Here is a 24785-nt window from a genome sequence, read left to right as displayed (position 1 = left end):
ACCAGTCGGAGCCACAGCGCCGGACGCAGCCCCGGGGCTCACCATGGCCGCGACACCGGCCGCACCCACAACACCAGCCGGAGCGGGAGTGACAGCTCTTTCCGCACCCACAACTCCAGCCGGAGTGACAGCTCTCCCTCGACTCACAGCACCCACAGCACCCACAGCACCCACAGCACCCACAGCGGTCACGGCGAATCCCCGGGCCACCGCGCAGCCCCTGGCCAGCGCACCGATCGCGCCCCCGAGCCAAGGCTGCCCTCGACCGCTCATCGCCCCTCCCCCGAACGAGGGCCCGCTTCAGGGGCCGGGCCCTCCCGCAGCCGCTCGGCGAATCCGACCAGTGCCGTGTACTGCTCCCCCAGCGCTGCGGGCCCCTCTCCCACCGGGTCCTTGAAGTAGAAGCCCAGCTCGGTCAACGGGCCGGTCAGCCCCCGTTCGTGGGCGCGGGCGGTCAGGCGGGCCAGATCCAGGACCAGGGGAGCGGCCAGCGCCGAGTCGCAGCCCTGCCAGATGGTCTGGAGGATCATGCGGGCGCCGAGGAAGCCGTCGAAGGCGATGTGGTCCCAGGCGGTCTTCCAGTCACCGAGTGCGGGGACGTCGTCGATGTGGGCCCCGCCCTCGGGGACGGTGCCGAGGGTGTCGGCGAGAACCCGTTCCTTGCCCGCGTTCTTCGCCGCGGCGGCGGCCGGATCGGCGAGGGCGGCGCCGTCGCCGCCGCCCAGCAGGTTGGTGCCGGACCAGGCCCGGACGGTGAGCGCCCGCTGCGCGAACATCGGTCCCAGTACCGAGCGCAGCAACGTCTGGCCGGTCTTTCCGTCGCGTCCCGCGTACGGCAGCCCGCTCGCCGCCGCCGGGCCGGCCAGCGCCGGGTGGTGCAGGCCGGTCGACGGGGTGAAGTTGACGTAGGGGCAGCCCGCGCGCAGGGCGGCCGCCGCGTACAGCGAACTCGGGGGCAGGGCGGGGCCGGTGGCGGGAGGTTCGGTGGAGGCGACGTTCAGCACCACCGCCCGGGCCAGGTGGTGTCGTCGTACGAAGTCCCGCAGGTCCGCGGTGAACGCGGCAATGAGCTCCTCCTCGCTTCGGGTGTCGCCGGGGAGCGGGCCGCCGGGCCTGATCTCCCGGTCGGCGGCGGTGAGTTCGGCCTCGACGGCGGTCGGCAGGCCGGGCGGCAGGACACCGCCCGCCGCGAGTTCCTCCGCGCGTTTGGGCAGCGGGCAGTCGATCGTGTCGTGGCCGCCGAAGACGAGCGAGGACAGGGCCGGCAGAGCGCCGGCGGCGAACGCGGGTGTCTCGGTGACCAGGCCGGCCGGCGGGTGCAGGCCCGCGGTCACGGCGGCGCAGCCCGCCACGACGGTGGTGGCGACGGAGCCACGGGCCCCGATCAGCCAGACACCGACACGGGGTGAGGAAACGGACGCGGACATCGGCAGCCTCCTTCTCGACATGGCGCACGAGCCAGACGTATGAAGATGCGAGACATATGGACACGTGGGCATGTGGACCTGCGGGCTTGTGGACGCGGGCGTGTGGGCATGTCCCACGGCCCCGGACCTGGAACGCGGAGCACCACCGGCGACGCAACGAACGCGTCGTGGCGGACGAACTGGGGACGGGTCGAGACGGCGGGCGGGGGTCCGGCGTCCCCCGCCCGCCGTCGCTCAGTCGCCCTGCGAAGCGGTGCGTGCCGGGGACTTCGCGGGCAGTTCCCTGATCCGGATGTCACGGAAGGACACCCGGTCGTCGGCTCCGTGGTTCTGGATGCCGATGTGTCCGTCGCCGAGGCTCCGGGCCGGATCGGTGCTGGTGAAATCGTTGATCTTCACGCCGTTGAGATAGACGCGGAGGCGCTCGCCCTCCACGCGGATCTCGTACGTGTTCCACTCCCCCGGCGGGTTCAGCGCGCGGTCGCGCCGGCCGAGGTCGGCGGACCGGAAGCCGTAGACGGACCCGGTGGTCTTCTCCGGGACGTCGGTGGCGTCGATCTGGATCTCGTACCCCTGGTTCACGGCCGACCACGGGTCGTCGGAGGGCGGGAAGCCCACGAAGACACCGGAGTTGTCGTCGCCCGAGGCGCCGGCCGTCTTCCAGTCGAGCTTCAGGGAGTACGCCCCGAAGCTCTGGCCGGCGTACCAGAGCATCCCCATGCCGCCCGACGAGGTGATGCTGCCGTCGGGGTCCAGGGTGAAGGAGCCCGGGCCGGCCTGCTTCCAGTCGGACAGGGAGGCCGAGCCGCCGTCGAAGAGCGGACGGTATCCGTTCTCCGGCCGGCAGTCGGCCTGCGCCTCGCCTGCCGCGTACAGGATCCCGCCCAGCAGGTGCCGGCGGAAGGCCGGTTCGGCGTAGGACTCCTCGGTGTGTCCGCCGCCCGTGTAGAAGGCGCGGCCGCCCCGGTAGGTCTGGCACCAGGCGATCGGATGGTCGCCGTTCATCGTGCCACCGGTGTACGAGGACTCGTCGAGCGAGGCGAGGACGTGGGCGTGTTCCCGGGGATTGGAGCGGTAGTCGTACCACTCGTCGGTGCGTTCCCAGGTCTTGGCCAGACCCGAGGTCGCCGGGTGGGCCCGGTCCTCGACGTGCACCGTCGCGGGCTGGATCGCCGGGTGCGACTGGAAGTAGGCGCCGGCCAGGCCGCCGTAGAACTCCCAGTCGTACTCGGTGTCGGCGGCGGCGTGGATGCCGACATAGCCGCCGCCCCGCTGGATGTAGCCCTCGAAGGCCCGCTGCTGGGCGGGGTCGAGGACGTCTCCGGTGGTGGAGAGGAAGACGACCGCGTCGTACCGCCGCAGGTTGCGTGCGGTGAACGCGCCCGCGTCCTCAGTCGCGTCGACCTTGAAGCCGCCGCTCCCGCCGAGCTGGCGGACCGCCGCCACGCCGGCGGGGATCGAGTCGTGGCGGAAGCCGGCCGTCTTGGAGAAGACCAGCACGCGGGTCTCGTCCGCCGGTCGGGAGGCGGCGGGCCCCGAGACGCAGCCGAGGAGCAGGGCCGCGCCCACGGCCGCCGTACCGAGTCGTGCGGTGGTTCTGTTCACGCGCGCCACCTCCTCTCAGCTCGTGGTGAAGGTGAAGTCGTCCAGGTCGTACAGGGCTCCGGTGCCGCTGCCCTTGAAGACCAGGTACAACGTGGTCGTTCCTCTGGGGGCGCGGGACAGGTCGGCGCTGACGTCCTGGAAGGTGTCCCAGCCGCCGGTCACCGGGACGGTCGCCCGGCCGAGGAGGGTGCCCCGCGCGGACCCGGCGCGGATCTCCAGCGTGCCGCCGGCACCGCCGGAGGAGACGCGGGCGGTGATCGACTCGGCGTTGTTCAGGACGTACGGCGTGAAGGCGATCCAGTCGCCGTTGCTGATGTCCCCGACCGTCCGGCCGCCGTGCGCGGTGTCCTTGGTGATGACGGTGACGCCGGAGGAGGTGTTGAAGTGCTCGGCCTGCCGGTGCCGGGGCTGGACGACGTTCTGGTCGTGGGTGGTGAGCGCGGCCTGACCGCCGCCTCCGCCGTCGGTGTACTCGGCGTCGAGCACGCCGAAGATGTTGGCGTCCTCGTCGTGGCCGCCGTCGGCGCTGGTCTGGATGGTGCCGGTGCAGCCGTTGGCCGAGGTCAGCGGGTGGCCGTGGGTGTCGTGGCCGAGGACGAAGGTGACCTTGACCTTCGCGCAGTCGATGTTCCGGCCGTCCTCGCGGTCGGTGACCCGAACCTTGAACGGGATCGCGTCGCCGAAGCTGAACAGCTGCCCGTCACGCGGGAGTTCCAGGGTCACCTTGGGCGCCGTGTTGCCCACGACGATCTGCACGCTCGCGCTGCCGGTGCGGCCGGACGGGTCCTTCGCGGTCAGGGTCGCGGTGTACGTGCCGTTCTTCCGGTACGTGTGCGTGGGGTTCGCCGCGCTGGACGTGGAGCCGTCGCCGAAGTCCCAGCGGTAGCTGAGGGCGTCGCCGTCCTGGTCGGTGGTGCCGGCGGAGGAGAAGCTCACCCGCAGCGGTGCCTGTCCCGAGGTGCGGTCGGCGGCGGCCTGGGCGACCGGCGAGTGGCCGTCGGTGGCGTTCTCGATGCGGTACAGGGCCGAGTTCTCGTCGCCGCCGAACCAGGCCAGGCCGTAGTCGAGGACGTACAGCGCGCCGTCGGGGCCGAAGGCCATGTCCATGATCTGGGTGCCGGTCCACGGGACGTCGTTGATCGACTGTACGGCGCCGTTGTCGTCGCTGGTGATCCGCTTGATCCAGCGGCGGCCGAACTCCCCGGCGAAGAAGTCGCCGTCGTAGGCCTCGGGGAACTTCACGGGCGAGTCGAGCGCGGGGTCGTACCGGTAGACCGGGCCGCCCATCGGGGACTCGGAGCCGGAGCCGAACTCGGGGACGGACCCGTTGTCGTACGGGATCCACGCGGGCTGGGCCGGCGGGAGGTCGACGAGGCCGGTGTTGTGCGGGGAGGTGTTCTTCGGCGCGGCGCAGTCGAAGGAGGCTCCGGAGGTACCGGTCGCGAAGTCGTAGTCGACGTAGGCGTCGTTGTCGCCGGTGCAGTACGGCCAGCCGAAGTTGCCGGGACCGGTGACGCGCGCGAACTCGACCTGCCCGGCGGGTCCGCGGGCCGGGTCGGCGGCGCCGGCGTCGGGGCCGTAGTCGCCGACGTAGAGGATGCCGGTGGCCTTGTCGACGCTGAAGCGGAACGGGTTGCGGAAGCCCATGGCGTAGATCTCGGGCCGCGTCCTGTCGGTGCCGGCCGGGAAGAGGTTGCCGTCGGGGACGGAGTACGAGCCGTCGGCGTCGACCTTGATCCGCAGGATCTTGCCGCGCAGGTCGTTGGTGTTGCCGGAGGAACGCTGCGCGTCGAAGGCGGGGTTGCGGTTCGCCCGCTCGTCGATGGGCGTGAAGCCGTCCGACTGGAAGGGGTTGGTGTCGTCGCCGGTCGACAGGTACAGGTTGCCCGCCGCGTCGAAGTCGATGTCGCCGCCGACGTGGCAGCACAGGCCGCGGGAGGCCGGGACGTCGAGGATCTTCTTCTCGCTGGCGGTGTCCAGGGTGCCGTCGGTCTTCAGGACGAACCGGGACAGCCGGTTGACCCCGTCGAAGGGGGCGAAGTCGGCTGCGGTGCCGGTCTCGGGGGCGTCGCCCGCGGGAGTGTTCAACGGAGGCGCGTAGTAGAGGTAGATGAACCGGTTCTCGGTGAAGCCCGGGTCCACGCCGACGCCTTGGAGGCCTTCCTCGTCGTGGGAGTAGACGTCGAGCTTGCCGGCCAGCCTGGTGTTGCCGGCCGCGTCGGTGAGGCGGAGTTCGCCGTCGCGCGAGGTGTGCAGGACCGAGCGGTCCGGCAGCACGGCGAGTGACATCGGCTCGCCGACCTCCGGTTCGCCCTTGGCCAGGGTGACCTGCTGGAAGTCCTCGGCGGCGACGGCCGGAGCGGCCGGGGCGTCCGGCGCGGCGACGGCTGCGCCTGCCTGTGGTGCGGTCAGCGTGAGGGACGCGCCCGCCAGCAGTGCCCCGCTGAGCAGGGCGACTGCCTGACGGAAGGACGGGCGTCGTCTGTGGATCACAGGTTTGTCGGTGCTGGTGGGGCGGTCGTTCCCGTGCACGGGTGCCTCCAGAAAGGGGCCGGTTGTACGGGCGGGTGCGGTACGCCGGGATGCGCCGTCATCCCGGACCTCACAGAAGGGGCAGCGACGTCGGCCTGCTCGTCGCCGCCGAAGGCCGCGTCGAAGACCGCGTCGAAGGTCATGCGAAGGTCATGTCGCAGGTGGCGGCGAGGCCGGCCGACGGCGGCTCTCGTTCGGCCTGCTCATCGCCTTCGTCCTGCTCATCGCCTCCAAAGGCCAGGTCGAAGGAAGCCGACGGCGGCTCCCGTCGGTCTACTCGTTGCCGCCGAACGCCGCGTCGAAGGAAGCCGACGGCGGCTCGAAGTCGTACGCCTTGAGGCGGGTCAGCGCCTCGGGGGCGCCCTGGAGCCGGTCCATGCCGGCGTCCTCCCACTCCACGGAGATCGGGCCCCGGTAGTCGATGGAGCGCAGCATCCGGAAGACGTCCTCCCAGGGAACGTCGCCGTGGCCCGCGGACACGAAGTCCCAGCCGCGGCGCGGGTCGCCCCACGGCAGGTGGGAGCCGAGGCGCCCGTTGCGGCCGTCGAGCCGCTTGCGGGCCTCCTTGCAGTCGACGTGGTAGATCCGGTCGCGGAAGTCCCACAGGAAGCCGACGGGGTCGAGGTCCTGCCACACGAAGTGGGAGGGGTCGAAGTTGAGGCCGAAGGCCGGCCGACGGCCGATCGCGTCCAGGGCGCGGTGGGTCGTCCAGTAGTCGTACGCGATCTCGCTCGGGTGGACCTCGTGCGCGAACCGCACGCCCTGCGCGTCGAAGACGTCGAGGATCGGGTTCCAGCGCTCCGCGAAGTCCTCGTAGCCGCGGTCGATCATCGACTCGGGGGCCGGCGGGAACATCGCGACCAGGTGCCAGATCGCGGAGCCGGTGAAGCCGATGACGGTGTCGACGCCGAAGGCGGCCGCGGCGCGCGCGGTGTCGGCGATCTCGGCGGCGGCCCGCCGCCGTACGCCCTCCGCCTCGCCGTCGCCCCAGATGCGGGCCGGCAGGATGGCCCGGTGGCGTTCGTCGATGATGGCGTCGCACACCGCCTGGCCCACCAGGTGGTTGGAGATGGCCCAGCACTTCAGCCCGTACTTGTCGAGCAGGGCCCGCCGGGAGTCCAGGTACGAGGAGTCACCGAGAGCCTTGTCGACCTCGAAGTGGTCGCCCCAGCAGGCGAGTTCGAGTCCGTCGTAGCCGAAGTCGCGGGCGAGGCGGCAGACCTCCTCGAGCGGGAGGTCGGCCCACTGGCCGGTGAAGAGCGTGAAGGTGCGTGGCATGCGTGTGCGCCTCCTCAGACTGAGACGGGTGTGTAGACGGAGTTCTTCCCGGCGCTCTCCTCCACGGCCGCCAGCACGCGCTGCACCTGTAGCCCGTCGGCGAAGGAGGGTTCGGGACGGCGGCCCTCGTCGATCGCGTGGACCAGGTCGCGGGCCTGGTGGACGAAGGTGTGCTCGTAGCCGAGGCCGTGGCCCGGTGGCCACCAGGCCTCCAGGTAGGGATGGTCGGGCTCGGTGACGAGGATCCGGCGGAAGCCGGCGTGCGCCCCGGGCTCGGTGCCGTCGTGGTAGGCGAGTTCGTTCAGGCGCTCCAGGTCGAAGGCCAACGAGCCGCGTTCGCCGTTGAGTTCGATGCGCAGGGCGTTCTTGCGGCCGGTGGCGTAGCGGGTGGCCTCGAAGGAGGCGAGGGCGCCGGAGAGGAAGCGGCCGGTGAACAGGGCGGCGTCGTCCACCGTGACCTGACCGGTGCCGGTGCCGGACACCGCGGCCAGTCCGCCGGCCGGTCCGCCGGGCAGCGGGCGTTCCCGGACGAAGGTCTCGGTGAGCGCGGAGACCCCGGCGAGCGGCTCCCCCGCCAGGTACTGCGCGAGGTCGACGATGTGCGCCCCCAGGTCACCGAGGGAGCCCGAACCCGCCTGGTCCTTGCGCAGCCGCCAGGTGAGCGGGAACTCCGGGTCCACCAGCCAGTCCTGGAGGTAGGTGACCCGCAGGTGCCGCAGGGTGCCGAGGCGGCCGTCGGCGACCATGGAGCGGGCCAGCGCGGTGGCGGGCACCCGGCGGTAGTTGAAGCCGACCATCGCCATCTGGCCGCGCCTGTGGGCCGCTTCGGCCGCCGCGGTCATCGTGACGGCCTCGTCGACGGTGTTGGCGAGGGGCTTCTCGCACAGTACGTGCTTGCCGGCGGCCAGTGCGGCGAGGGCGATCTCGGCGTGGCTGTCGCCGGGGGTGCAGATGTCGACGAGGTCGACGTCGTCCCGTTCGACCAGGGCCCGCCAGTCGGTCTCGGCCGCCGCCCAGCCGTGCCGGTCGGCCGCCGCCCGCACGGCGGTCGCGTTCCGGCCGCAGATCACCGACAGGACCGGCCGGCGGGGCAGGTCGAAGACGCGGCCCGCGGTCCGCCAGCCCTGGGAGTGGGCGGCGCCCATGAAGGCGTAGCCGACCATGCCGACGCGCAGCGGCGGCTTCTCGGCCGCGGGACTCTGCGGCTGCTGGGCCCCGGCCGTCTCCGGCCGCTGCGCCTGAGCCCCTGCTGACTGCTGCGGCTGTCCCATACGCGATGTCCTCCTCGTCGTCGTGGCGCGGTGGGGGGTGCAGCCCGGACCGTCGGTGAACCGGGCCCCTTCGGCGGGACGCCTCACTTGAAGCCGGTGGACATGTACTGGTCGACGTTGTCCTTGTCGACGACGGCCGAGTAGAGCGTGAGGGACGCCGGGATCTCGTACTCGGCGAGGCCGCTGACGCCCTTGGCCTGGCCGAGGGCGCGGGCCAGGTCGATCGCGGAGGCGGCCATGGTCGGCGGGTAGAGCACGGTCGCCTTCAGGACGCCGTTGTCCGCCTTGATGGCCTGGAAGGCGGACAGGGCGCCCGCGCCGCCGACCATCAGGAAGTCGTCGCGGCCGGCCTGCTCGATGGCGCGCAGCGCGCCCACGCCCTGGTCGTCGTCGTGGTTCCACACCGCGTCGAACTTCGACTGCGCCTGGAGCAGTTGGGCCATCTTGGCCTGTCCGGACTCGACCGTGAAGTCGGCGGCCTGGCGGGCGACCTTGCGGATGTTGGGGTAGTTCTTCAGGGCGTCGTCGAAGCCCTGCGTGCGCTGCTTGGTGAGTTCCAGGTTGTCGAGGCCGGCCAGTTCGATGACGCGGGCGCCCGACTTCCCCTTGAGCTTCTCGCCGATGTAGTGGCCGGCGCTGAGACCCATGCCGTAGTTGTCGCCGCCGATCCAGCAGCGGTACGCCTGGGGGGTGTTGAAGATCCGGTCGAGGTTGACGACCGGGATGCCCGCGCGCATCGCCTTGAGGCCGACCTGGGTGAGCGCCTTGCCGTCGGCGGGGAGCACCACCAGGACGTCGACCTTCTTGTTGATCAGGGTCTCGATCTGGCCGATCTGCTGGGCGGTGTCGTTGGAGCCCTCGGTGATCTCCAGGGTGACCTCGGAGTACTTCTCGGCCCGCTTCTTGGCGTTGTCGTTGATGGCGTTGAGCCAGCCGTGGTCGGCCTGCGGGCCGGCGAACCCGATGGTGACCGCCTTGCCGGGCTTGTCGTCGGCGGCCGGCTGGTCGTTCGCGGCGGGCTCGTCGTCGCCGGACTCGTTACTGGTGCACCCCGTGAGGAGGGCACCGGCCGAGACGGCGGCGGTCCCGAAGAGCAGCCCTCTGCGGCTGGTGAAGCGGCTGGTGAGAGTCGTCGGCTCTGGCATGGTGAACCCTTTCCTCAGGTCGTGCTCGCGGTACGGCGCTGGACCAGCACGGCGGCGACGATGATCGCGCCCTTGGCGATCTGCTGGACGTCGCTCTGCAGGTTGTTCAGGGCGAAGATGTTGGTGATCGTGGTGAAGATCAGGACGCCGAGCACCGAGCCGGTGATGGTGCCGCGGCCCCCGCTGAGCAGCGTGCCGCCGATGATCGCGGCCGCGATGGCGTCGAGTTCGTAGAGGTTGCCGTTGGTGTTCTGGCCGGAGCCGGACAGGATGATCAGCAGGAAGGCGGCGATGCCGCAGCACAGCCCGGACAGGAGGTAGAGGTACAGGCGCTGGCGGCGGACGTCGATGCCGGCCAGCCGGGCCGCCTCCGCGTTGCCGCCGACGGCGACCGTGCGGCGCCCGAAGGTGGTGCGGTTCAGCACCAGCCAGCCGATGATCGTCACGACCGCGAACACCATCACCAGCGGCGGGACGCCCAGCACGTAGGAGTCGCGTTCGCCGAGGTCGAGGATGCCGTCGACGGTGACGATCTGCGTGCGGCCGTCGGTGATCTGCAGGGCCAGGCCGCGCGCCGAGGCCAGCATGGCGAGGGTGGCGATGAAGGGGACCATCCCGCCGTACGCGATCAGCAGTCCGTTGACCAGGCCGCAGCCGACGCCGACGAGCACCGCGGTGAAGAGGATGCCCGCGAAGCCGTACTCCTGGGTGGCGACCGTGGTCGCCCACACCGAGGCCAGCGCCACGATCGCGCCGACGGACAGGTCGATGCCGCCGGAGGTGATGACGAAGGTCATCCCGACGGTGACGACACCGATCACCGAGGCCTGGGTCAGGACGAGTTGGAGGTTGCGGGTGTCGAGGAACTCGTCGGGCTTGGTGATGCCGCCGATGACGATCAGTGCGGCGAGCACGCCGAGGAGGGAGAGGGTGCGCAGGTCGGCGCGGAAGACGACCGAGCGCCAGGCCGGGGGTTCGGTGGTCGACGGGACCTTGTCGGCACTGTCCCTGGGTGGGGAGACGGGTTGCGTCATGACGCCGGGCTTCCTTCCATGACGAGGTCGAGTACGCGGTGTTCGTCCAGCTCGCGGGCGGGCGCGGTGTGGACGACGCGGCCTTCGCGCAGCACCAGGACGCGGTCGGCGAGGCCGAGCACCTCGGGGACCTCGCTGGAGACCAGGAGCACGGCGAGGCCCTCGTCCGCCAGCCGGCGGACGACCGCGTACAGTTCGGCGCGGGCGCCGACGTCGACGCCGCGGGTCGGCTCGTCGAGCAGCAGCACCCGACAGCCGCGCAGCAGCCAGCGGGCCAGAACGGCCTTCTGCTGGTTGCCGCCGGACAGGGTACGGATCGGCACGGACGGGTTGTCCGGCCGCAGCGACAGCTCGCGGGTCGCGGCCCGGGCCGCCCCGTGTTCGGCTCCCCGGTCGATCCAGCCGGCCCGCGCGAAGCGGGGCAGGGAGGAGACGGAGACGTTGCGGGTGACGGACTCCAGCATCAGCAGCGCCTGCGCCTTGCGTTCCTCGGGGGCGAGGCCGATCCCGGCGCGGACGGCGGCGCGCACGCTGCCGGGCCGCAGGGCGCGGCCGTCGACGAGGACGCGGCCGGCGGTGGGCCGGCGGGCGCCGTAGATCGTCTCCAGGATCTCGGAGCGGCCGGAGCCGACGAGTCCGGCGAGGCCGACGATCTCACCGGGGCGGATCCGCAGGTCCAGGGGGTCGAACTCGCCCTGGCGGGCCAGTCCTTCGACCTCCAGCACCGGGGTTCCCTCGGGCGGCGACACGGGCCGGTCGGGGAAGACGTACTCGACGTTGCGTCCCGTCATCAGCGCGACGACCTCGCGGGTCGGCGTCGACTTGGCGGGCAGTCCGCCGGCGACGGCCCGCCCGTCCTTCAGGACGGTCACCCGGTCGCCGATCCGGCGGATCTCCTCCAGCCGGTGGGAGATGTAGACGACGGCGACACCGTCGGCGGTGAGGTCGCCGACGATCCGGAACAGGTTGTCGACCTCGTCCGGGTCGAGGGCGGCGGACGGTTCGTCCATCACGATGAGCCGTACGTCGTGCGAGAGCGCCCGCGCCATGGACACGATCTGCTGCTGTGCGGCCGACAACTCCCCCACCAGCCGGGTGGGTTCGATCTCGGCGTGCCCGAGTCGCTTGAGCAGCGCGGCGGTCGACGCCCGCGCGGCCTTGCCCCGGACGACGAACCCGGCGGCCGTGGGTTCGTGGCCGAGGTGGACGTTCTCGGCCACCGACAGGTGCTCCACCAGGTCGAGTTCCTGGTAGATGGTGGCGATGCCGAGGCGCATGGCGGCGATCGGCGAGCGGAGCGTGACGTCCTCGCCGCGCCAGCGGATGGTGCCGGTGTCGGGCTGGTGGGCGCCGGCCAGGACCTTGATGAGGGTGGACTTGCCGGCCCCGTTCTGGCCGAGCAGGCAGTGCACCTCGCCGGCCTGGACGTCGAGGTCGACGCCGTCGAGGGCCCGGACTCCGGGGAACGACTTGGTGATGCCGGACATGCTGAGCAGCGGTGGTTCTGATGCCATGTGTGGTTCCCCTCGGCTGGCGTGCGGGCCGGTTCAGGGCAGGGCGGAGCGAACTGCCGTACGGGTGAGCCGTACGGGGGCGGTGCGGTGGGTCGTGTCGGGACGGGGCCGGGTGCCGTGTGCGGACGGTCTGGTGAGCCGTGCGAGGACGGTGCGGGTGAGCCGCGCGAGACGGTTTCGTCAGGCGTTACGGAGGTGCCGGGTGCCGTACGAAGTCGGGCGGTTACGCGGGTGAGAAGAGGTGGTCGCTGATGAGGCGGGCCGCGCCGATGACTCCGGCGGTGGGGCCCAACTCACCGAGCACGATGGGCAGGTTGCCGGTCGCGAGCGGCAGCGACTGGCGGTAGACCTGGGTGCGGATCGCGGCGAGCAGGGTGTGGCCGAGGCCGGTCACCCCGCCGCCGATCACCACCAGGCCGGGGTTGAAGAAGCTGACGAGGCCGGCGATGACCTGGCCGACGCGGTCGCCGCCCTCCCGGATCAGGTCGAGCGAGGTGGCGCAGCCCGCGGCGGCCGCGGCGGCGACGTCGACGGCGGTGAGGCCGCCGCTCGCCTCCAGCCGGGTCGCGAGCTCCACCGAACGGCCGTGCTGGGCCGCGTCCGTGGCGTCCCGGGCGAGGGCCGCCCCGCTGAAGTGTGCTTCCAGACAGCCCCGGTTGCCGCAGGCGCACGGACGTCCGCCGGGCACGGCCTGGATGTGCCCGATGTCGCCCGCGCTGCCCGTCGTCCCGCGGTGGACCTCACCACCGGCGACGATGCCGCAGCCGATGCCGGTGCCGATCTTGACGCAGAGGAAGTCGCCCACGGAGCGCGCGACGCCCGCGTGCATCTCCCCCATCGCCATCAGGTTCACGTCGTTGTCGACCATGACCGGGCAGCCGAGGTCCTGGCTGAGCGCCTCCCGCACGGGGAAGCCGTCCCAGCCCGGCATGATCGGCGGTGCCACCGGGACGCCCTCGGGGAAGCGGACGGGTCCCGGGACGCCGATGCCGGCGCCGTCGAAGCCCTCCGCGAGTCCCGAGACCCGCAGCTTCTCGGCCATGGACAGGACCTGCTCGAAGACCGCGACCGGGCCCTCGCGCACGTCCATGGGCTGGTTGAGATGGCCGAGGATCTCCAGTTCCGCGTTGGTGACCGCGACGTCGACCGAGGTCGCGCCGATGTCCACGCCGAGGAACCGCAGGCTCGGTGCCAGCCGGATGTTGTGGGAGCGGCGCCCGCCGCGCGAGGCGGCGAGTCCGTCGGCCACGACCAGACCGGTCTCCAGCAGCCGGTCCACCTCCACGGCCAGCTTGGACCGCGACAGGTCGACCTGGTCACCCAGCTGCGCGCGGGAGTTGGGACCGCCGTCGCGCAACAGGGTGAGCAGCCGGGCCTGATGGGCGTTCGCGGGTCGCGCCGTCATACGTCTCACGAACCCCTCCCCGCCTCAATCGGCCGCCTGCTGTCGTGCTTTCGAGGGGAACGTAGCAGCGGCTGCCAGACCTGGGAAGAAGCTGTGCAGAGATTGCCGCCAACTTTCTCCACTCACAGGACAAAGACTGACGGACCCTGGCGTCTCCCGCTCCGGCGCCGCAGTGTGGGAACGAGGCCCCGGGCGGGCCGCGACCGGCGGGAAAAGGGTGGCCGGGTGTCTCCGCCTGACGGGCGCCACCGGCAAGGTGCGGCGGCGCCGGTACGGGCGCCGACCGGCGCCGGGGAATCGGCGTGGGCGTTGAGCCGCGCGAGGCCGGACGAGCTGGCGCCGGGGGTGGAGGCGGTGGCGGGCGACGGCGGACCACCTGAACGAGCCGGCGACGGCAGGCACCCGAAGGAGCCGGAGACACGGTCCGTGGTCCCCTGGACGGCGACCGGCCCCCTGTTCCCGACGCCGGGGCACGCCCGTCCCTGATGCCGGGGCACGCCGCGTTCCCGATGCCGGGCACGCCCCGTTCCCGACGCCGGGGCACGGCGGACCCTGGCAGTCCCCGGCGTCGGGAACGGGGCGGCGAGTTCCCGGTGGCCTACGCCCCTTGGCGGGCGTGGTACGAGCGGCGCGTGTGCTCGGTGTGCTCCCGCATCAGCCGGGTGGCGAGCTGCTCGTCGCGGTCGGCGATGGCGGCGATCAGGTCCCGGTGCTCGATCCAGGACTGGCTGCCGCGCTGTCGCGCGACCGGGGTGTAGTACCAGCGCACCCGCCGGTCGACCTGCGCGGCGAGTTCGGCGAGGACCGCGTTGCCGGCGAGTTCCATGACCTTCGCGTGGAAGCGGGCGTTCAGGGCGACCGCGGCGTCCACGTCGTCGGCGGCGACCGCCAGCATGCCCTGGGCGAGCAGCTCGTCGAGGGCCTCGATGCCGGCCCGGTCCGCGTTGGCGGCGGCCAGCCGCGCGGCCTCGGCCTCCAGCAGGGTGCGGACGGTGAGGAGTTGGTCGGCCTCTTCCTCGGTGGGCTCGTGCACGAAGGCACCCTGGGCGGGCCGCAGATCGACCCAGCCCTCGGTGTTCAGCCGCTGGAGCGCCTCACGCACCGGCTGCCGGGAGACCCCGAGGTGCCCGGCGAGTTCGCTCTCCACGAGGTGCTGGCCGGGTTGCAGGGCGCGGGTGGTGATGAGTTCGAGCAGCGCCTCGTAGACACGGTCGCGCAACGGGCCAGGCCGTTCCAGCTTGGGCACCGCCCCCTGCGGCAGTCCTGTCGACAGCATCGCGCTCCCCCTCCTCGGCGGGCCGTGCACCCCAGCCGTGCGGTCGGCGCCACCGGACATCCAGTATCGATTGTCTTTCGTCTACAGTCTACGGCGCACAGGAGCCAGACCATCGGGGAGTCGGTCTCGTCACATCACCGTGGAGCACCCGTCGGGGCACACCGAGGGCGCGTCGGAGGAAATCGCCGGGGACGTGTCAGGAGCCCGTCAGGGGCAGCGGACGACCTGTCCGGCGTAGGAGAGGTTCCCGCCGAAGCCGAACAGCAGCACCGGATCACCCGCGGCGATCGCGCCCTGCTCCAGCAGCTTGGAGAAGGCGAGCGGGATGCTGGCGGCCGACGTGTTGCCCGATTCGATGACGTCGCGGGCGACCACGGCGTTGACGGCGCCCAGCTTCTCGGCGAGGGGCTCGATGATGCGCAGGTTCGCCTGGTGCAGGACGACCGCGGCGAGGTCGGCCGGCGTCAGTCCCGCGCGCTCGCAGGCCTGGCGGGCGATGGGCGGCAGCCGGGTGGTGGCCCAGCGGTACACGCTCTGCCCCTCCTGCGCGAACCGCGCGGGCTGCCCCTCGATCCGTACCGCGTTCCCCATCTCGGGCACCGAGCCCCACAGCACCGGCCCGATCCCGGGCTCCTCGCCGGCCGCGCACGCCTCCACGACGGCCGCCCCCGCTCCGTCACCGACGAGCACGCAGGTCGTGCGGTCGGTCCAGTCGGTCACGTCGGACATCTTGTCGGCGCCGATGACCAGGGCCCTGGTCGCGGCACCCGCGCGGAGGGTGTGGTCGGCGGTGGCCAGGGCGTGGGTGAAGCCGGCGCACACCACGTTGATGTCCATCGCGGCGGGCGACGGGATGCCGAGCCGGGCGGCGACGCGGGCGGCCATGTTCGGTGAGCGGTCGACGGCGGTCGACGTGGCCACCAGCACCAGGTCGATGTCGCCGGGCGTGAGGCCGGCCGCCGCGAGCGCCTTGGCCGCTGCGTGGGCGGCGAGCTCGTCGACCGGTTCGTCGGGACCGGCGATACGGCGCGTACGGATGCCCACCCGGCTCCGGATCCACTCGTCGCTGGTGTCGACCATGCCCGCCAGTTCCTCGTTGGTGAGCACCTTGGCGGGCTGGTAGTGGCCGACGGCGGTGAGGCGCGAGCCGTTCATGGGTGGATCCCCTCATTGCTCAGGTAGCGGGATTCACCAGTCTGATCAGTGACTGACGGGTACGACGGCAGGTGATGCCACAGGAAACGGGCGCCTCGGTTGTCAGCTTCCGTCAGACCCCCGGGACGCCCGGACACCTCCCGCGCGGTCACCCGGTGAACAGTTGTGTCGCCTTTCGTACGAGTTCGTAGACCCCGTAGGCGAGCGGTGCCCCCACCCACAGCCAGGCGAGGGCGATCAGCCCGCGCCGGCTAGGCGGACTCTGACTGCTGTCGCTGGACATCGACGGCCTCCTGCCTCGGTGCGGGGACGTGGTGACGGGGGTCGACCGGCCGGACCAGCTCGTTGGCGACGAAGCCGACGACCAGCAGCCCGATCATGATGACGAAGGACAGACCGTACAGGGACGCGCCGTGCCTGCCCGCCTCCTCCTGCCGGTCGGCGATCCAGTTGACGATCAGCGGCCCGAGGACGCCGGCCGTGGACCAGGCGGTGAGCAGCCGGCCGTGGATCGCGCCGACCTGGTAGGTCCCGAAGAGGTCCTTGAGGTAGGCGGGGACGGTGGCGAAGCCGCCGCCGTAGAAGGACAGGATCACCAGCGCGGACAGGATGAACAGCGGCTTCGACGAGTCGCCGAACAGGGCGATCAGCGCGTACATCATCGCGCCGACGCCCAGGTAGAGGCGGTAGATGTTCTTGCGGCCGATCAGGTCGGAGGTGGACGACCAGCCGATCCGGCCGGCCATGTTGGCCGCCGACAGCAGGGCGACGAAGCCCGCCGCGGCGGACACCGACACGGGCGTGGAGGTGTCCGCGAAGAAGTCGGTGATCATCGGAGCGGCCTTCTCCAGGATGCCGATGCCGGCGGTCACGTTCATGCAGAGCACGACCCACAGGCACCAGAACTGCGGGGTGCGCACGGCGCTCCGGGCGGAGACCTGCGGGCCGGCGAGGACACTCGGTGCCCCCTCGACCGGCTTCTCGGTCCGCGGCACCCGCACGAGCAGCACACCCAGCGTCATGAAGACCGCGTACGAGAGACCGTGGACCAGGAACGCGAGCGCGATCCCCGAGCTGTCGCCGCCGAACGACTCCAGCATCCGCGCCGACCACGGCGAGGCGATGAGCGCGCCACCGCCGAAGCCCATGATGGCGATGCCGGTGGCCATGCCCGGCCGGTCCGGGAACCACTTGATCAGCGTCGAGACGGGCGAGATGTAGCCGATGCCGAGGCCGATCCCGCCGACGAAGCCGTACCCGAAGACGATCAGCCAGTACTGCTCGGTGGCCGCGCCCAGCGCGGAGAGCAGGAAGCCGGACGAGAAGCAGACCAGCGCCACGGTCATCGCCCAGCGCGGGCCGTTGCGTTCCACGAGCGTGCCGCCGAACGCGGCCGACAGACCCAGCATCACGATGCCCAGCTGGAAGGGCAGCGCGCTCTGCGTACCGCTGAGTCCGAGGGCGGACTCGAGGGGCGGCTTGAACACGCTCCAGGCGTACGCCTGGCCGATGGAGAGATGGACCGAGAGCGCGGCGGGCGGAACCAGCCAGCGGCTCCAGCCCGCAGGGGCGACGGGGGGACTCATGATCCCGAACGGTAGGAACGGAGACGGGAGTTGAGAAGGCGGCGCGTCGACGGTGTTCGACGAACGGTAGCCGGCACGCGCCGAACGGTCGTACCGGCCGGTTTCCGGGACGCTCCGCCCGGTCTCCGCTGCGCGAACCCTTGCTGCGCGAACTTCCATACTGTAGACAATATTTCGTCGACACAGTTCGGCAGTTCCTCGGTACCCTCGACCGAACGGAGCTCCCTCGCATGAAAGTCGCAGTACTCGGCGCCGGAGCCATCGGCGCCTATGTCGGCGCCGCGCTCCACCGCGCGGGCGCCGACGTGCACCTCGTCGCCCGTGGACCGCATCTGGCGGCCATGAGGCAGCACGGCGTACAGGTGCTCAGCCCGCGCGGCGACTTCACCGCCCGCGCCCACGCCACCGACGACCCGGCCGAGATCGGCCCGGTCGACTTCGTGTTCCTGGGCCTGAAGGCCAACTCGTACGCGGCGTGCGGGCCGCTGATCGAGCCCCTGCTGCACGGCTCCACGGCGGTGATCGCCGCCCAGAACGGCATTCCCTGGTGGTACTTCCACCGGCACGGCGGCCCCCACGACGGCCACCGCGTCGAGAGCGTCGACCCGGGCGGCACGGTCAGCGCGGTGCTCGCGCCGGAACGGGCCGTCGGATGCGTGGTCTACGCGGCCACCGAACTCGCGGGACCGGGTGTCGTACGGCACCTGGAAGGCACCCGGTTCTCCGTCGGCGAGCCCGACCGCTCCGTCTCGCCGCGCTGTCTCGCCTTCAGCGAGGCCATGCGGGCGGGCGGGCTGAAGTGCCCGGTCGAACCCGACCTGCGCAACGACATCTGGCTCAAGCTGCTGGGCAACATCTCCTTCAACCCGATCAGCGCGCTCGCCCGCGCCACCATGCGGCAGATGTGCCTGCACGGCGGCACCCGCGCGGTCATCGCGATCATGATGACCGAGACCCTCGCGGTCGCCGAGGCACTCGGCTGCGAGGTCGGCGTCTCCATCGAGCGCCGGCTCGCGGGCGCCGAACGGGTCGGCGACCACCGCACCTCCACGCTCCAGGACCTGGAGCGCGGCAAGCCGCTGGAACTCGACGTGCTGCTCGCGGCCGTGGTCGAGCTGGCGGAGATCACCGGCGTCCCGGTGCCCACCCTGCGCACCGTGCACGCCATCTCGGACCTGCTGGCGCTGCGAAGCGCGGCATGACGAGCGGGCCGCGGGACCAGCGCCGCATGACCAGCGGGCCGCATGACCAGCGCCGTATGAGGAGCGCCGTATGAGCAGACGCGATCGAACCCCGAAGACCTACACCCGGCTCACCCACCCCCTGGTCCGGGACTCGCGCGACGAGTCGTTCCGGCGGGCGAGCTGGGAGGAGGCCCTGGACCGCACGGCACGGGGCCTGCGGGCGGCGCGCGGCGCGTTCGGCATGTTCTCCTGCGCCCGTGCCACCAACGAGATGAACTACGTGGCGCAGAAGTTCGCCCGGGTCGTCATGGGCACCAACAACGTCGACTCCTGCAACCGGACCTGTCACGCCCCGAGCGTCGCCGGCCTGTCCGCCGCGTTCGGATCGGGCGGCGGGACGTCGTCGTACGAGGAGATCGAGCACACCGACGTCGTCGTGATGTGGGGATCCAACGCCCGTTTCGCGCATCCGATCTTCTTCCAGCACGTGCTGAAGGGGGTGCGCAACGGCGCTCGGCTGTACGCGGTCGACCCGCGACGGACGTCCACGGCCGAGTGGGCGGAGAGCTGGCTCGGCCTGAACGTCGGCACGGACATCCCGATGGCGCACGCGATCGGCCGCGAGATCATCCACGCGGGGCTGATGAACGAGGCGTTCGTCGCGCGGGCCACCAGCGACTTCGAGGAGTACCGAAAACTCGTCGAGCCGTGGACGCTGTCGCTCGCCGAGAAGGTGACCGGCGTGCCGGCCGCCGCCATCCGGGAGCTGGCGCACGCCTACGCCCGCGCCGAGCGCGCCCAGGTGTGCTGGACCCTCGGCATCACCGAGCACCACAACGGCACGGACAACGTCCGCGCCCTGATCAACCTCTCCCTGCTGACCGGCCATGTGGGGCGCTACGGCTCCGGACTGCAACCCCTGCGCGGGCAGAACAACGTGCAGGGCGGCGGCGACATGGGAGCCATACCCAACCGGCTGCCCGGGTTCCAGGACATCCTCGACCCCGGCACCCGGCGGAAGTTCGAGTCGGCGTGGGACACCGTCATCGAGCCGCACTACGGGATGAACCTGACAGAGATGTTCGAGGCGATGGAGGAGGGCACGCTCAAGGCGGTCTACTGCGTCGGCGAGAACCCGGCGCAGTCGGAGGCGGACGGCGAACAGGCCGAACGGCGCCTGAAGGCCCTGGACTTCCTCGTCGTGCAGGACATCTTCCTCACCCGGACCGCCCAGTTGGCGGACGTCGTGCTGCCCGCGACGGCCGGCTGGGCGGAGACCGAGGGCACCACCACCAACAGCGAGCGGCGGGTCCAGCGGGTGCGGCGGGCGGTGACCCCGCCCGGTGAGGCCCGCGAGGACATCGACATCATCTGCGAGCTGGCGGCGCGGCTGGGCCACGAGTGGAAGTACGCCGACGCGGAGTCCGTGTGGAACGAGCTGCGCTCGGTCTCACCGGACCACTACGGGATGACGTACGCACGCCTGGAGGAGCACCAGGGCATCCAGTGGCCGTGTCCCGACACCGGCGGGCTCGAACCCACCTATCTGCACGGCCGGCTGTGGCGGGCGGACCCCGCCGAACGCGGCAGGCCGGCCCCGTTCGGGCTGGTGCGGCACGATCCGCCGGTCGACCTCACGGACGAGCGGTACCCGATCCGGCTCACCACCGGGCGCCGGCTCGACTCCTACAACACCGGGGTGCAGAGCGGGAGTTTCGCGTCCCCGCTGCGGCGCGGCGAGTTCATCGAGCTGTGCCCGGAGGACGCCGAACGGTACGGGGTCGTGGTCGGCGAGGAGGTGCGGGTGACCTCGCGGCGCGGGGCGGTCGTGGCGCCGGTGTGGATCGACACCGCATTGCGGCCCGGGCTGGCCTTCATGACCATGCACTTTCCCGACGAGGTGGACACCAACCGGCTGACCATCGAGGCGAACTGCCCGATCGCGGGGACGGCGGAGTTCAAGGCGTCGGCGATCCGGATCGAGAAGCTGCCGGTCACCACGACCGTCGGCTGACGTGCACTGCCCAGCCCGCTCAAGAGTGAGGTGACCTGGTGGATCTGCGCTTCGGTGACAGCAGACCGACGGACGAGGAACGGGCGGCGGTCGACGCGTTGCTGGGCCCGCCCGAGTCCTCCTGGGAGGGGGCCGACCGGTCCGACGCCGACCTGCGGTGGGCACGCGGCGGGCGCGCGGCCCGCGACCGTCGCGACCTGCTGCTGCCGGGGCTGCACGCGATCAACGACCGGGTCGGCTGGATCGGCGAGGGCGCCCTGGACTACCTGTGCCGGCGGCTGACGGTGCCGCCGGCGGAGGCGTACGGGGTGGCCACCTTCTACGCGATGTTCTCCGTCAGACCGCGTCCCGCGACCCTGCTGCACGTGTGCACGGACCTCGCGTGCGCGGCGGCCGGAGCGGACGGGCTGTGCGCCGGGATCGAGTCCCGGCTGGGCCTCAGCAGCGGGGTCTCGGTGGAACGGAGCCCCTGCCTCGGCCTGTGCGAACGGGCCCCGGCCGCACTCGCGGTCAAGGCCGGCGATCCGGTCCGTACGGCGGTCTCGGCGCCCGCGACCGTGGACGACGCCGTGCTCGCCGCGCGCGCGCCCGACTCCGCCCCGCAGGAACCGCCGGCGGCGTGGGCGGTGCCGCAGGCCGGGGACCCGGCGTTGACACTGCTGCGCCGGGTCGGTGTGGTGGATCCGGCCGGTCTGGACGACTACCGGGCGAACGGCGGCTACACCGCCCTGCGGCGGGCTTTCGAGCTGGGTCCGGCCGGGGTGATCCGCGAGGTGACGGACGCCGGTCTGGTCGGCCGGGGCGGTGCCGCCTTCCCTACCGGCCGCAAGTGGCAGGCGACGGCGTCGCAGCCCGACCACCCGCACTATGTGGTGTGCAACGCGGACGAGTCCGAGCCGGGCACCTTCAAGGACCGCGTGCTCATGGAGGGCGATCCGTACGCGCTGGTGGAGGCGATGACGATCGCCGCGTACGCGACCGGCGCGCACCGCGGCTACCTGTACCTGCGCGGCGAGTATCCGCGGGCGGTACGCCGTATGCGCCACGCCGTCACCCAGGCGCGGGCCCGTGGGCTGCTCGGCGATGACATCCTCGGCCAGGGCTACGCCTTCGACATCGAGATCCGGCGGGGCGCGGGCGCGTACGTCTGCGGCGAGGAGACGGCCCTGTTCAACTCCATCGAGGGGTACCGGGGCGAGCCGCGCTCGAAGCCGCCCTTCCCCGTGGAGAAGGGCCTGTTCGGCAAGCCCACGGTCGAGAACAACGTGGAGACCCTGGTCAACGTGGTGCCGATCCTGACCATGGGCGCCCCCGCGTACGCGGCGATCGGCACGGGCGGCTCCACCGGCCCCAAGCTGTTCTGCGTGTCGGGCAGTGTGCACCGGCCGGGGGTCTACGAGCTGCCGTTCGGCGCGACACTGGGCGAGCTGCTGGAGCTCGCGGGGGTGCGCGGCCGTCTGCGTGCCGTCCTGCTCGGCGGGGCGGCCGGCGGCTTCGTCAGGCCGGACGAACTCGATATCCCGCTCACCTTCGAAGGCACCCGGGAGGCGGGCACCACACTCGGTTCGGGGGTCGTGATGGCCTTCGACGACACCGTCCCGCTGCCCCGGCTCCTGCTGCGGATCGCCGAGTTCTTCCGGGACGAGTCGTGCGGGCAGTGCGTGCCGTGCCGGGTCGGGACCGTACGGCAGGAGGAGGCGCTGCACCGGATCGTGGACCGTACGGGCGCCGCCGCGGCCGAGGACGTCGCGCTGCTCAGGGAGGTCGGCCGAGCGATGCGGGACGCCTCGATCTGCGGTCTGGGGCAGACCGCGTGGAACGCCGTGGAATCCGCCATCGACCGTCTGGGGGCGTACGAATGACCGTGACACCGCTGGGGATCCCCCGCCGGCTGCTGGAGTTCACGATCGACGGGGAGGCCGCCAGGGTGCCCGAGGGTTCGACGATCCTCGACGCGTGCCGGGCGGCCGGGAAGGAGATACCGACCCTCTGCGAGGGCGACACCCTCGCCCCGAAGAACGCCTGCCGTGTCTGCGTGGTCGAGGTGGAGGGCGCGCGCACCCTGGTCCCGGCCTGCTCCCGCAGGGCCGAACCCGGCATGGAGGTGCGCACCGGCACCGAGCGGGCCCGGCACAGCCGCAAGATCGTCCTGGAGCTGCTCGCCTCCTCGGTCGACCTCTCGACGACACCGCGGGTCGCCGGGTGGCTCAAGGAGTACGAGGCGAAGCCGGACCGTTTCGGCCCGGACGCGGCCCGCCTCGAGGAGGAACCGAGGATCGACAACGAGCTGTACGTGCGGGACTACGGCAAGTGCGTCCTCTGCTACAAGTGCGTCGACGCCTGCGGCGACCAGTGGCAGAACACCTTCGCGATCTCCGTGGTGGGCCGCGGCTTCGACGCCCGGATCGCCGTGGAGCACGACGGGCCGCTCACCGAGTCGGCGTGCGTGTACTGCGGGAACTGCATCGAGGTGTGTCCGACGGGGGCGCTGTCGTTCAAGTCGGAGTTCGACATGCGGGCGGCGGGTACCTGGGACGAGTCGGCACAGTCGGAGACGACGACGGTGTGCGCCTACTGCGGAGTGGGCTGCAACCTGACGCTGCACGTGCAGGACAATGAGATCGTGAAGGTCACCTCGCCGCACGACAACCCGGTGACCCACGGCAATCTCTGCATCAAGGGCCGTTTCGGCTACCAGCACGTACAGAACCGGGGCTGAAGGACATGGGACGAGTCACGGAACGACGCAAGGTGCTCCGCATCCGGGACGGGGTGGTCTCCAGCCGCCCGGACACGCTCGTCGCCGAGGAACCGCTGGAGATCAGACTCGACGGCAAGCCGCTCGCGATCACCATGCGCACCCCGGGCGACGACTTCGCGCTGGCCGCCGGGTTCCTGGTGAGCGAGGGTGTCCTGGCCACCGCGTCCGACCTGCTGAACATCGTCTACTGCGCGGGGGCGACCGCGGACGGTGTGAACACGTACAACGTGGTCGACGTGAAGACGGCTCCGGACGTCGTGCTGCCGGACATCACCCTGGAGCGGAACGTCTACACCACCTCGTCCTGCGGCCTGTGCGGGAAGGCGAGCCTCGACGCGGTGCGTACGACGGCCCGCTGGCCCATCGCCGACACTCCACCGCTCCGCGTCGCCCCCGAGCTGCTCGCGAGCCTCCCCGACCGGCTGCGCGCCGCCCAGCGGGTCTTCGACCGGACCGGGGGTCTGCACGCGGCGGCCCTGTTCACCGAGGAGGGGGACCTGGTCGACGTCCGGGAGGACGTGGGCCGGCACAACGCGGTCGACAAGCTCGTCGGCCGCGCCCTGCAGAACGGGAACCTGCCGCTGTCCCGCACGATCCTGCTGGTGTCGGGCCGGGCGTCCTTCGAGCTGGCGCAGAAGGCCGTGATGGCCGGCATCCCGGTGCTGGCGGCGGTCTCGGCGCCGTCGTCGCTGGCCGTGGACCTGGCCGCGGAGACCGGGCTGACGCTGGTGGGCTTCCTGCGGGGCAGCTCCATGAACGTGTACGCGGGCGAGGACCGTATCGCCCTGCGGGCCGCGGCCTCCCGGGGCTGACCGGTTCCTCCCGCGACACGGCGGCGGGGCCCCGACCGGCGGGGAGCGCCCCCTGCGCCGCAGGGGCCCCGCCTCGGCCCCGCGGTGCGCGACGGTCCCGGCCGTGCCACCGAGCCCGCCGAACCGGCCTGCTCCCCCGGGCGCGGCCCCCGTCGAGCCGCCCCGCGTCCGAGGCGCTCAGCCGGCGGTGAACCGCACCTCACCGCTCGTCACCACCGTGCCCAGGCGCGGGAAGTCGAGGCGGACGGACGCCTCGTGTTCGGCCGCCGTGAGCGCGGTCATGGCGTCCTCGACGAACACGAGGTCGTAGCCGAGGTCCCCTGCCGCGCGGGCGGTGGACTCCACGCCGAGGTTGGTGGCGATGCCGCCGCACACCAGGGTGGTGACGCCACGCCGGCGCAGGTGGTCGTCGAGGCCGGTGCCCTGGAAGCCGCCGATGGTCCGCTTGACGATCTCCAGGTCGCCGTCGTGCAGCAGTCCGGCGGCGAGCCCGCTGCCGGGCGGCTGCTCGGCGACCCCGGGGCGCTCGACGCGCACGAGCACGACGAGCGCGCCGGCCGCGCGGAACCGGTCCGCCAACTCCTCGGCGACCGAGAGGACTTCGGTGCCCTTACGGGGCTCGGACGGCAGGGCGAGGATGCGCTCCATCAGGTCGACGAGTACGAGGGCGGTGCGCGCGGGATCGAGCGCGAGGCCGGAATCGGCGCGGTGCGGTGGGGTCATGACAGAACGTTATCCGCCGTCAGCCCTCCGTACCGGACATCCGGATCAACAGACCCGTGACGG

The 24785-nt window shown here is 71.9% G+C and carries 19 protein-coding genes; 5 read left to right on the top strand and 14 right to left on the bottom strand.

Features of this window, described 5'->3' with window-relative positions:
* Positions 1-269: 269 nt before the first annotated feature.
* From QQS16_RS32895 to QQS16_RS32835, 13 genes are all read right to left on the bottom strand, one after another.
* The gene (locus tag QQS16_RS32895) at positions 270-1427 is read right to left on the bottom strand and encodes an inositol-3-phosphate synthase (protein WP_286065698.1); all 1158 of its coding nucleotides are present in this window, start codon (positions 1425-1427) and stop codon (positions 270-272) included.
* A gap of 234 nt (positions 1428-1661) precedes the next feature.
* Complete coding sequence (locus QQS16_RS32890) at positions 1662-3032, bottom strand: ThuA domain-containing protein (RefSeq protein ID WP_286065697.1); 1371 nt, start codon at positions 3030-3032, stop codon at positions 1662-1664.
* Between the two features lie 15 nt (positions 3033-3047).
* Positions 3048-5564: a PQQ-dependent sugar dehydrogenase gene (locus tag QQS16_RS32885; RefSeq protein WP_286065696.1), complete on the bottom strand. Its 2517-nt coding sequence runs from the start codon at positions 5562-5564 to the stop codon at positions 3048-3050.
* A gap of 273 nt (positions 5565-5837) precedes the next feature.
* Positions 5838-6842 (bottom strand): sugar phosphate isomerase/epimerase family protein, encoded by a 1005-nt coding sequence (locus tag QQS16_RS32880; protein WP_286065695.1) that lies wholly within the window; start codon positions 6840-6842, stop codon positions 5838-5840.
* Positions 6843-6856: 14 nt separating this feature from the next.
* Positions 6857-8113: a Gfo/Idh/MocA family protein gene (locus QQS16_RS32875; RefSeq protein WP_286065694.1), complete on the bottom strand. Its 1257-nt coding sequence runs from the start codon at positions 8111-8113 to the stop codon at positions 6857-6859.
* Between the two features lie 83 nt (positions 8114-8196).
* Positions 8197-9258: a substrate-binding domain-containing protein gene (locus QQS16_RS32870; protein WP_286065693.1), complete on the bottom strand. Its 1062-nt coding sequence runs from the start codon at positions 9256-9258 to the stop codon at positions 8197-8199.
* 14 nt (positions 9259-9272) lie between these two features.
* Positions 9273-10292: an ABC transporter permease gene (locus QQS16_RS32865; protein WP_286065692.1), complete on the bottom strand. Its 1020-nt coding sequence runs from the start codon at positions 10290-10292 to the stop codon at positions 9273-9275.
* Positions 10289-11806 carry a sugar ABC transporter ATP-binding protein gene (locus QQS16_RS32860; protein ID WP_286065691.1) on the bottom strand — a complete coding sequence of 506 codons (1518 nt, stop codon included), beginning with the start codon at positions 11804-11806 and terminating at the stop codon, positions 10289-10291. The genes QQS16_RS32865 and QQS16_RS32860 overlap by 4 nt, the downstream gene beginning before the upstream one ends.
* Before the next feature lie 223 nt (positions 11807-12029).
* The gene (locus QQS16_RS32855) at positions 12030-13211 is read right to left on the bottom strand and encodes an ROK family transcriptional regulator (RefSeq protein WP_286066531.1); all 1182 of its coding nucleotides are present in this window, start codon (positions 13209-13211) and stop codon (positions 12030-12032) included.
* 598 nt (positions 13212-13809) lie between these two features.
* Positions 13810-14487, bottom strand: coding sequence for a GntR family transcriptional regulator (locus QQS16_RS32850; protein WP_286065690.1), 678 nt, complete (start codon positions 14485-14487; stop codon positions 13810-13812).
* A 207-nt stretch (positions 14488-14694) separates the two neighbouring features.
* Entirely contained in the window at positions 14695-15642 is a 948-nt protein-coding gene (locus QQS16_RS32845; RefSeq protein WP_286065689.1) for a beta-ketoacyl-ACP synthase III, read from the bottom strand.
* A 148-nt stretch (positions 15643-15790) separates the two neighbouring features.
* Entirely contained in the window at positions 15791-15925 is a 135-nt protein-coding gene (locus tag QQS16_RS32840) for an MFS transporter small subunit (RefSeq protein ID WP_286065688.1), read from the bottom strand.
* Positions 15894-17228, bottom strand: coding sequence for an OFA family MFS transporter (locus QQS16_RS32835; protein ID WP_286065687.1), 1335 nt, complete (start codon positions 17226-17228; stop codon positions 15894-15896). The genes QQS16_RS32840 and QQS16_RS32835 overlap by 32 nt, the downstream gene beginning before the upstream one ends.
* A 230-nt stretch (positions 17229-17458) precedes the next feature.
* Between QQS16_RS32835 and QQS16_RS32830 the strand changes: the two genes are divergently transcribed.
* The 5 genes from QQS16_RS32830 (at position 17459) to fdhD (ending at position 23999) form a co-directional block, all read left to right on the top strand.
* Positions 17459-18430 carry a 2-dehydropantoate 2-reductase gene (locus tag QQS16_RS32830; protein ID WP_286065686.1) on the top strand — a complete coding sequence of 324 codons (972 nt, stop codon included), beginning with the start codon at positions 17459-17461 and terminating at the stop codon, positions 18428-18430.
* Positions 18431-18500: 70 nt separating this feature from the next.
* On the top strand, positions 18501-20426 hold the full coding sequence (locus QQS16_RS32825; RefSeq protein ID WP_286065685.1) for a molybdopterin oxidoreductase family protein: 1926 nt from the start codon (positions 18501-18503) through the stop codon (positions 20424-20426).
* A gap of 38 nt (positions 20427-20464) precedes the next feature.
* Positions 20465-22288 (top strand): NADH-ubiquinone oxidoreductase-F iron-sulfur binding region domain-containing protein, encoded by a 1824-nt coding sequence (locus QQS16_RS32820; RefSeq protein WP_286065684.1) that lies wholly within the window; start codon positions 20465-20467, stop codon positions 22286-22288.
* Entirely contained in the window at positions 22285-23145 is an 861-nt protein-coding gene (locus tag QQS16_RS32815; protein ID WP_286065683.1) for a 2Fe-2S iron-sulfur cluster-binding protein, read from the top strand. Before QQS16_RS32820 ends, QQS16_RS32815 begins: the two co-directional genes overlap by 4 nt.
* A 5-nt stretch (positions 23146-23150) precedes the next feature.
* Entirely contained in the window at positions 23151-23999 is an 849-nt protein-coding gene (fdhD, locus tag QQS16_RS32810; protein WP_286065682.1) for a formate dehydrogenase accessory sulfurtransferase FdhD, read from the top strand.
* A gap of 177 nt (positions 24000-24176) precedes the next feature.
* Here fdhD and QQS16_RS32805 read toward each other — a convergent pair whose 3' ends face one another.
* Positions 24177-24722 carry an isochorismatase family protein gene (locus QQS16_RS32805; protein WP_286065681.1) on the bottom strand — a complete coding sequence of 182 codons (546 nt, stop codon included), beginning with the start codon at positions 24720-24722 and terminating at the stop codon, positions 24177-24179.
* Positions 24723-24785: the final 63 nt, after the last annotated feature.

The organism is Streptomyces sp. ALI-76-A, from assembly GCF_030287445.1.
GTDB lineage: Bacteria > Actinomycetota > Actinomycetes > Streptomycetales > Streptomycetaceae > Streptomyces.
The sequence above is the reverse complement of the archived record's forward strand: the minus strand, read 5'-3'. Positions and strand labels throughout refer to the sequence as shown.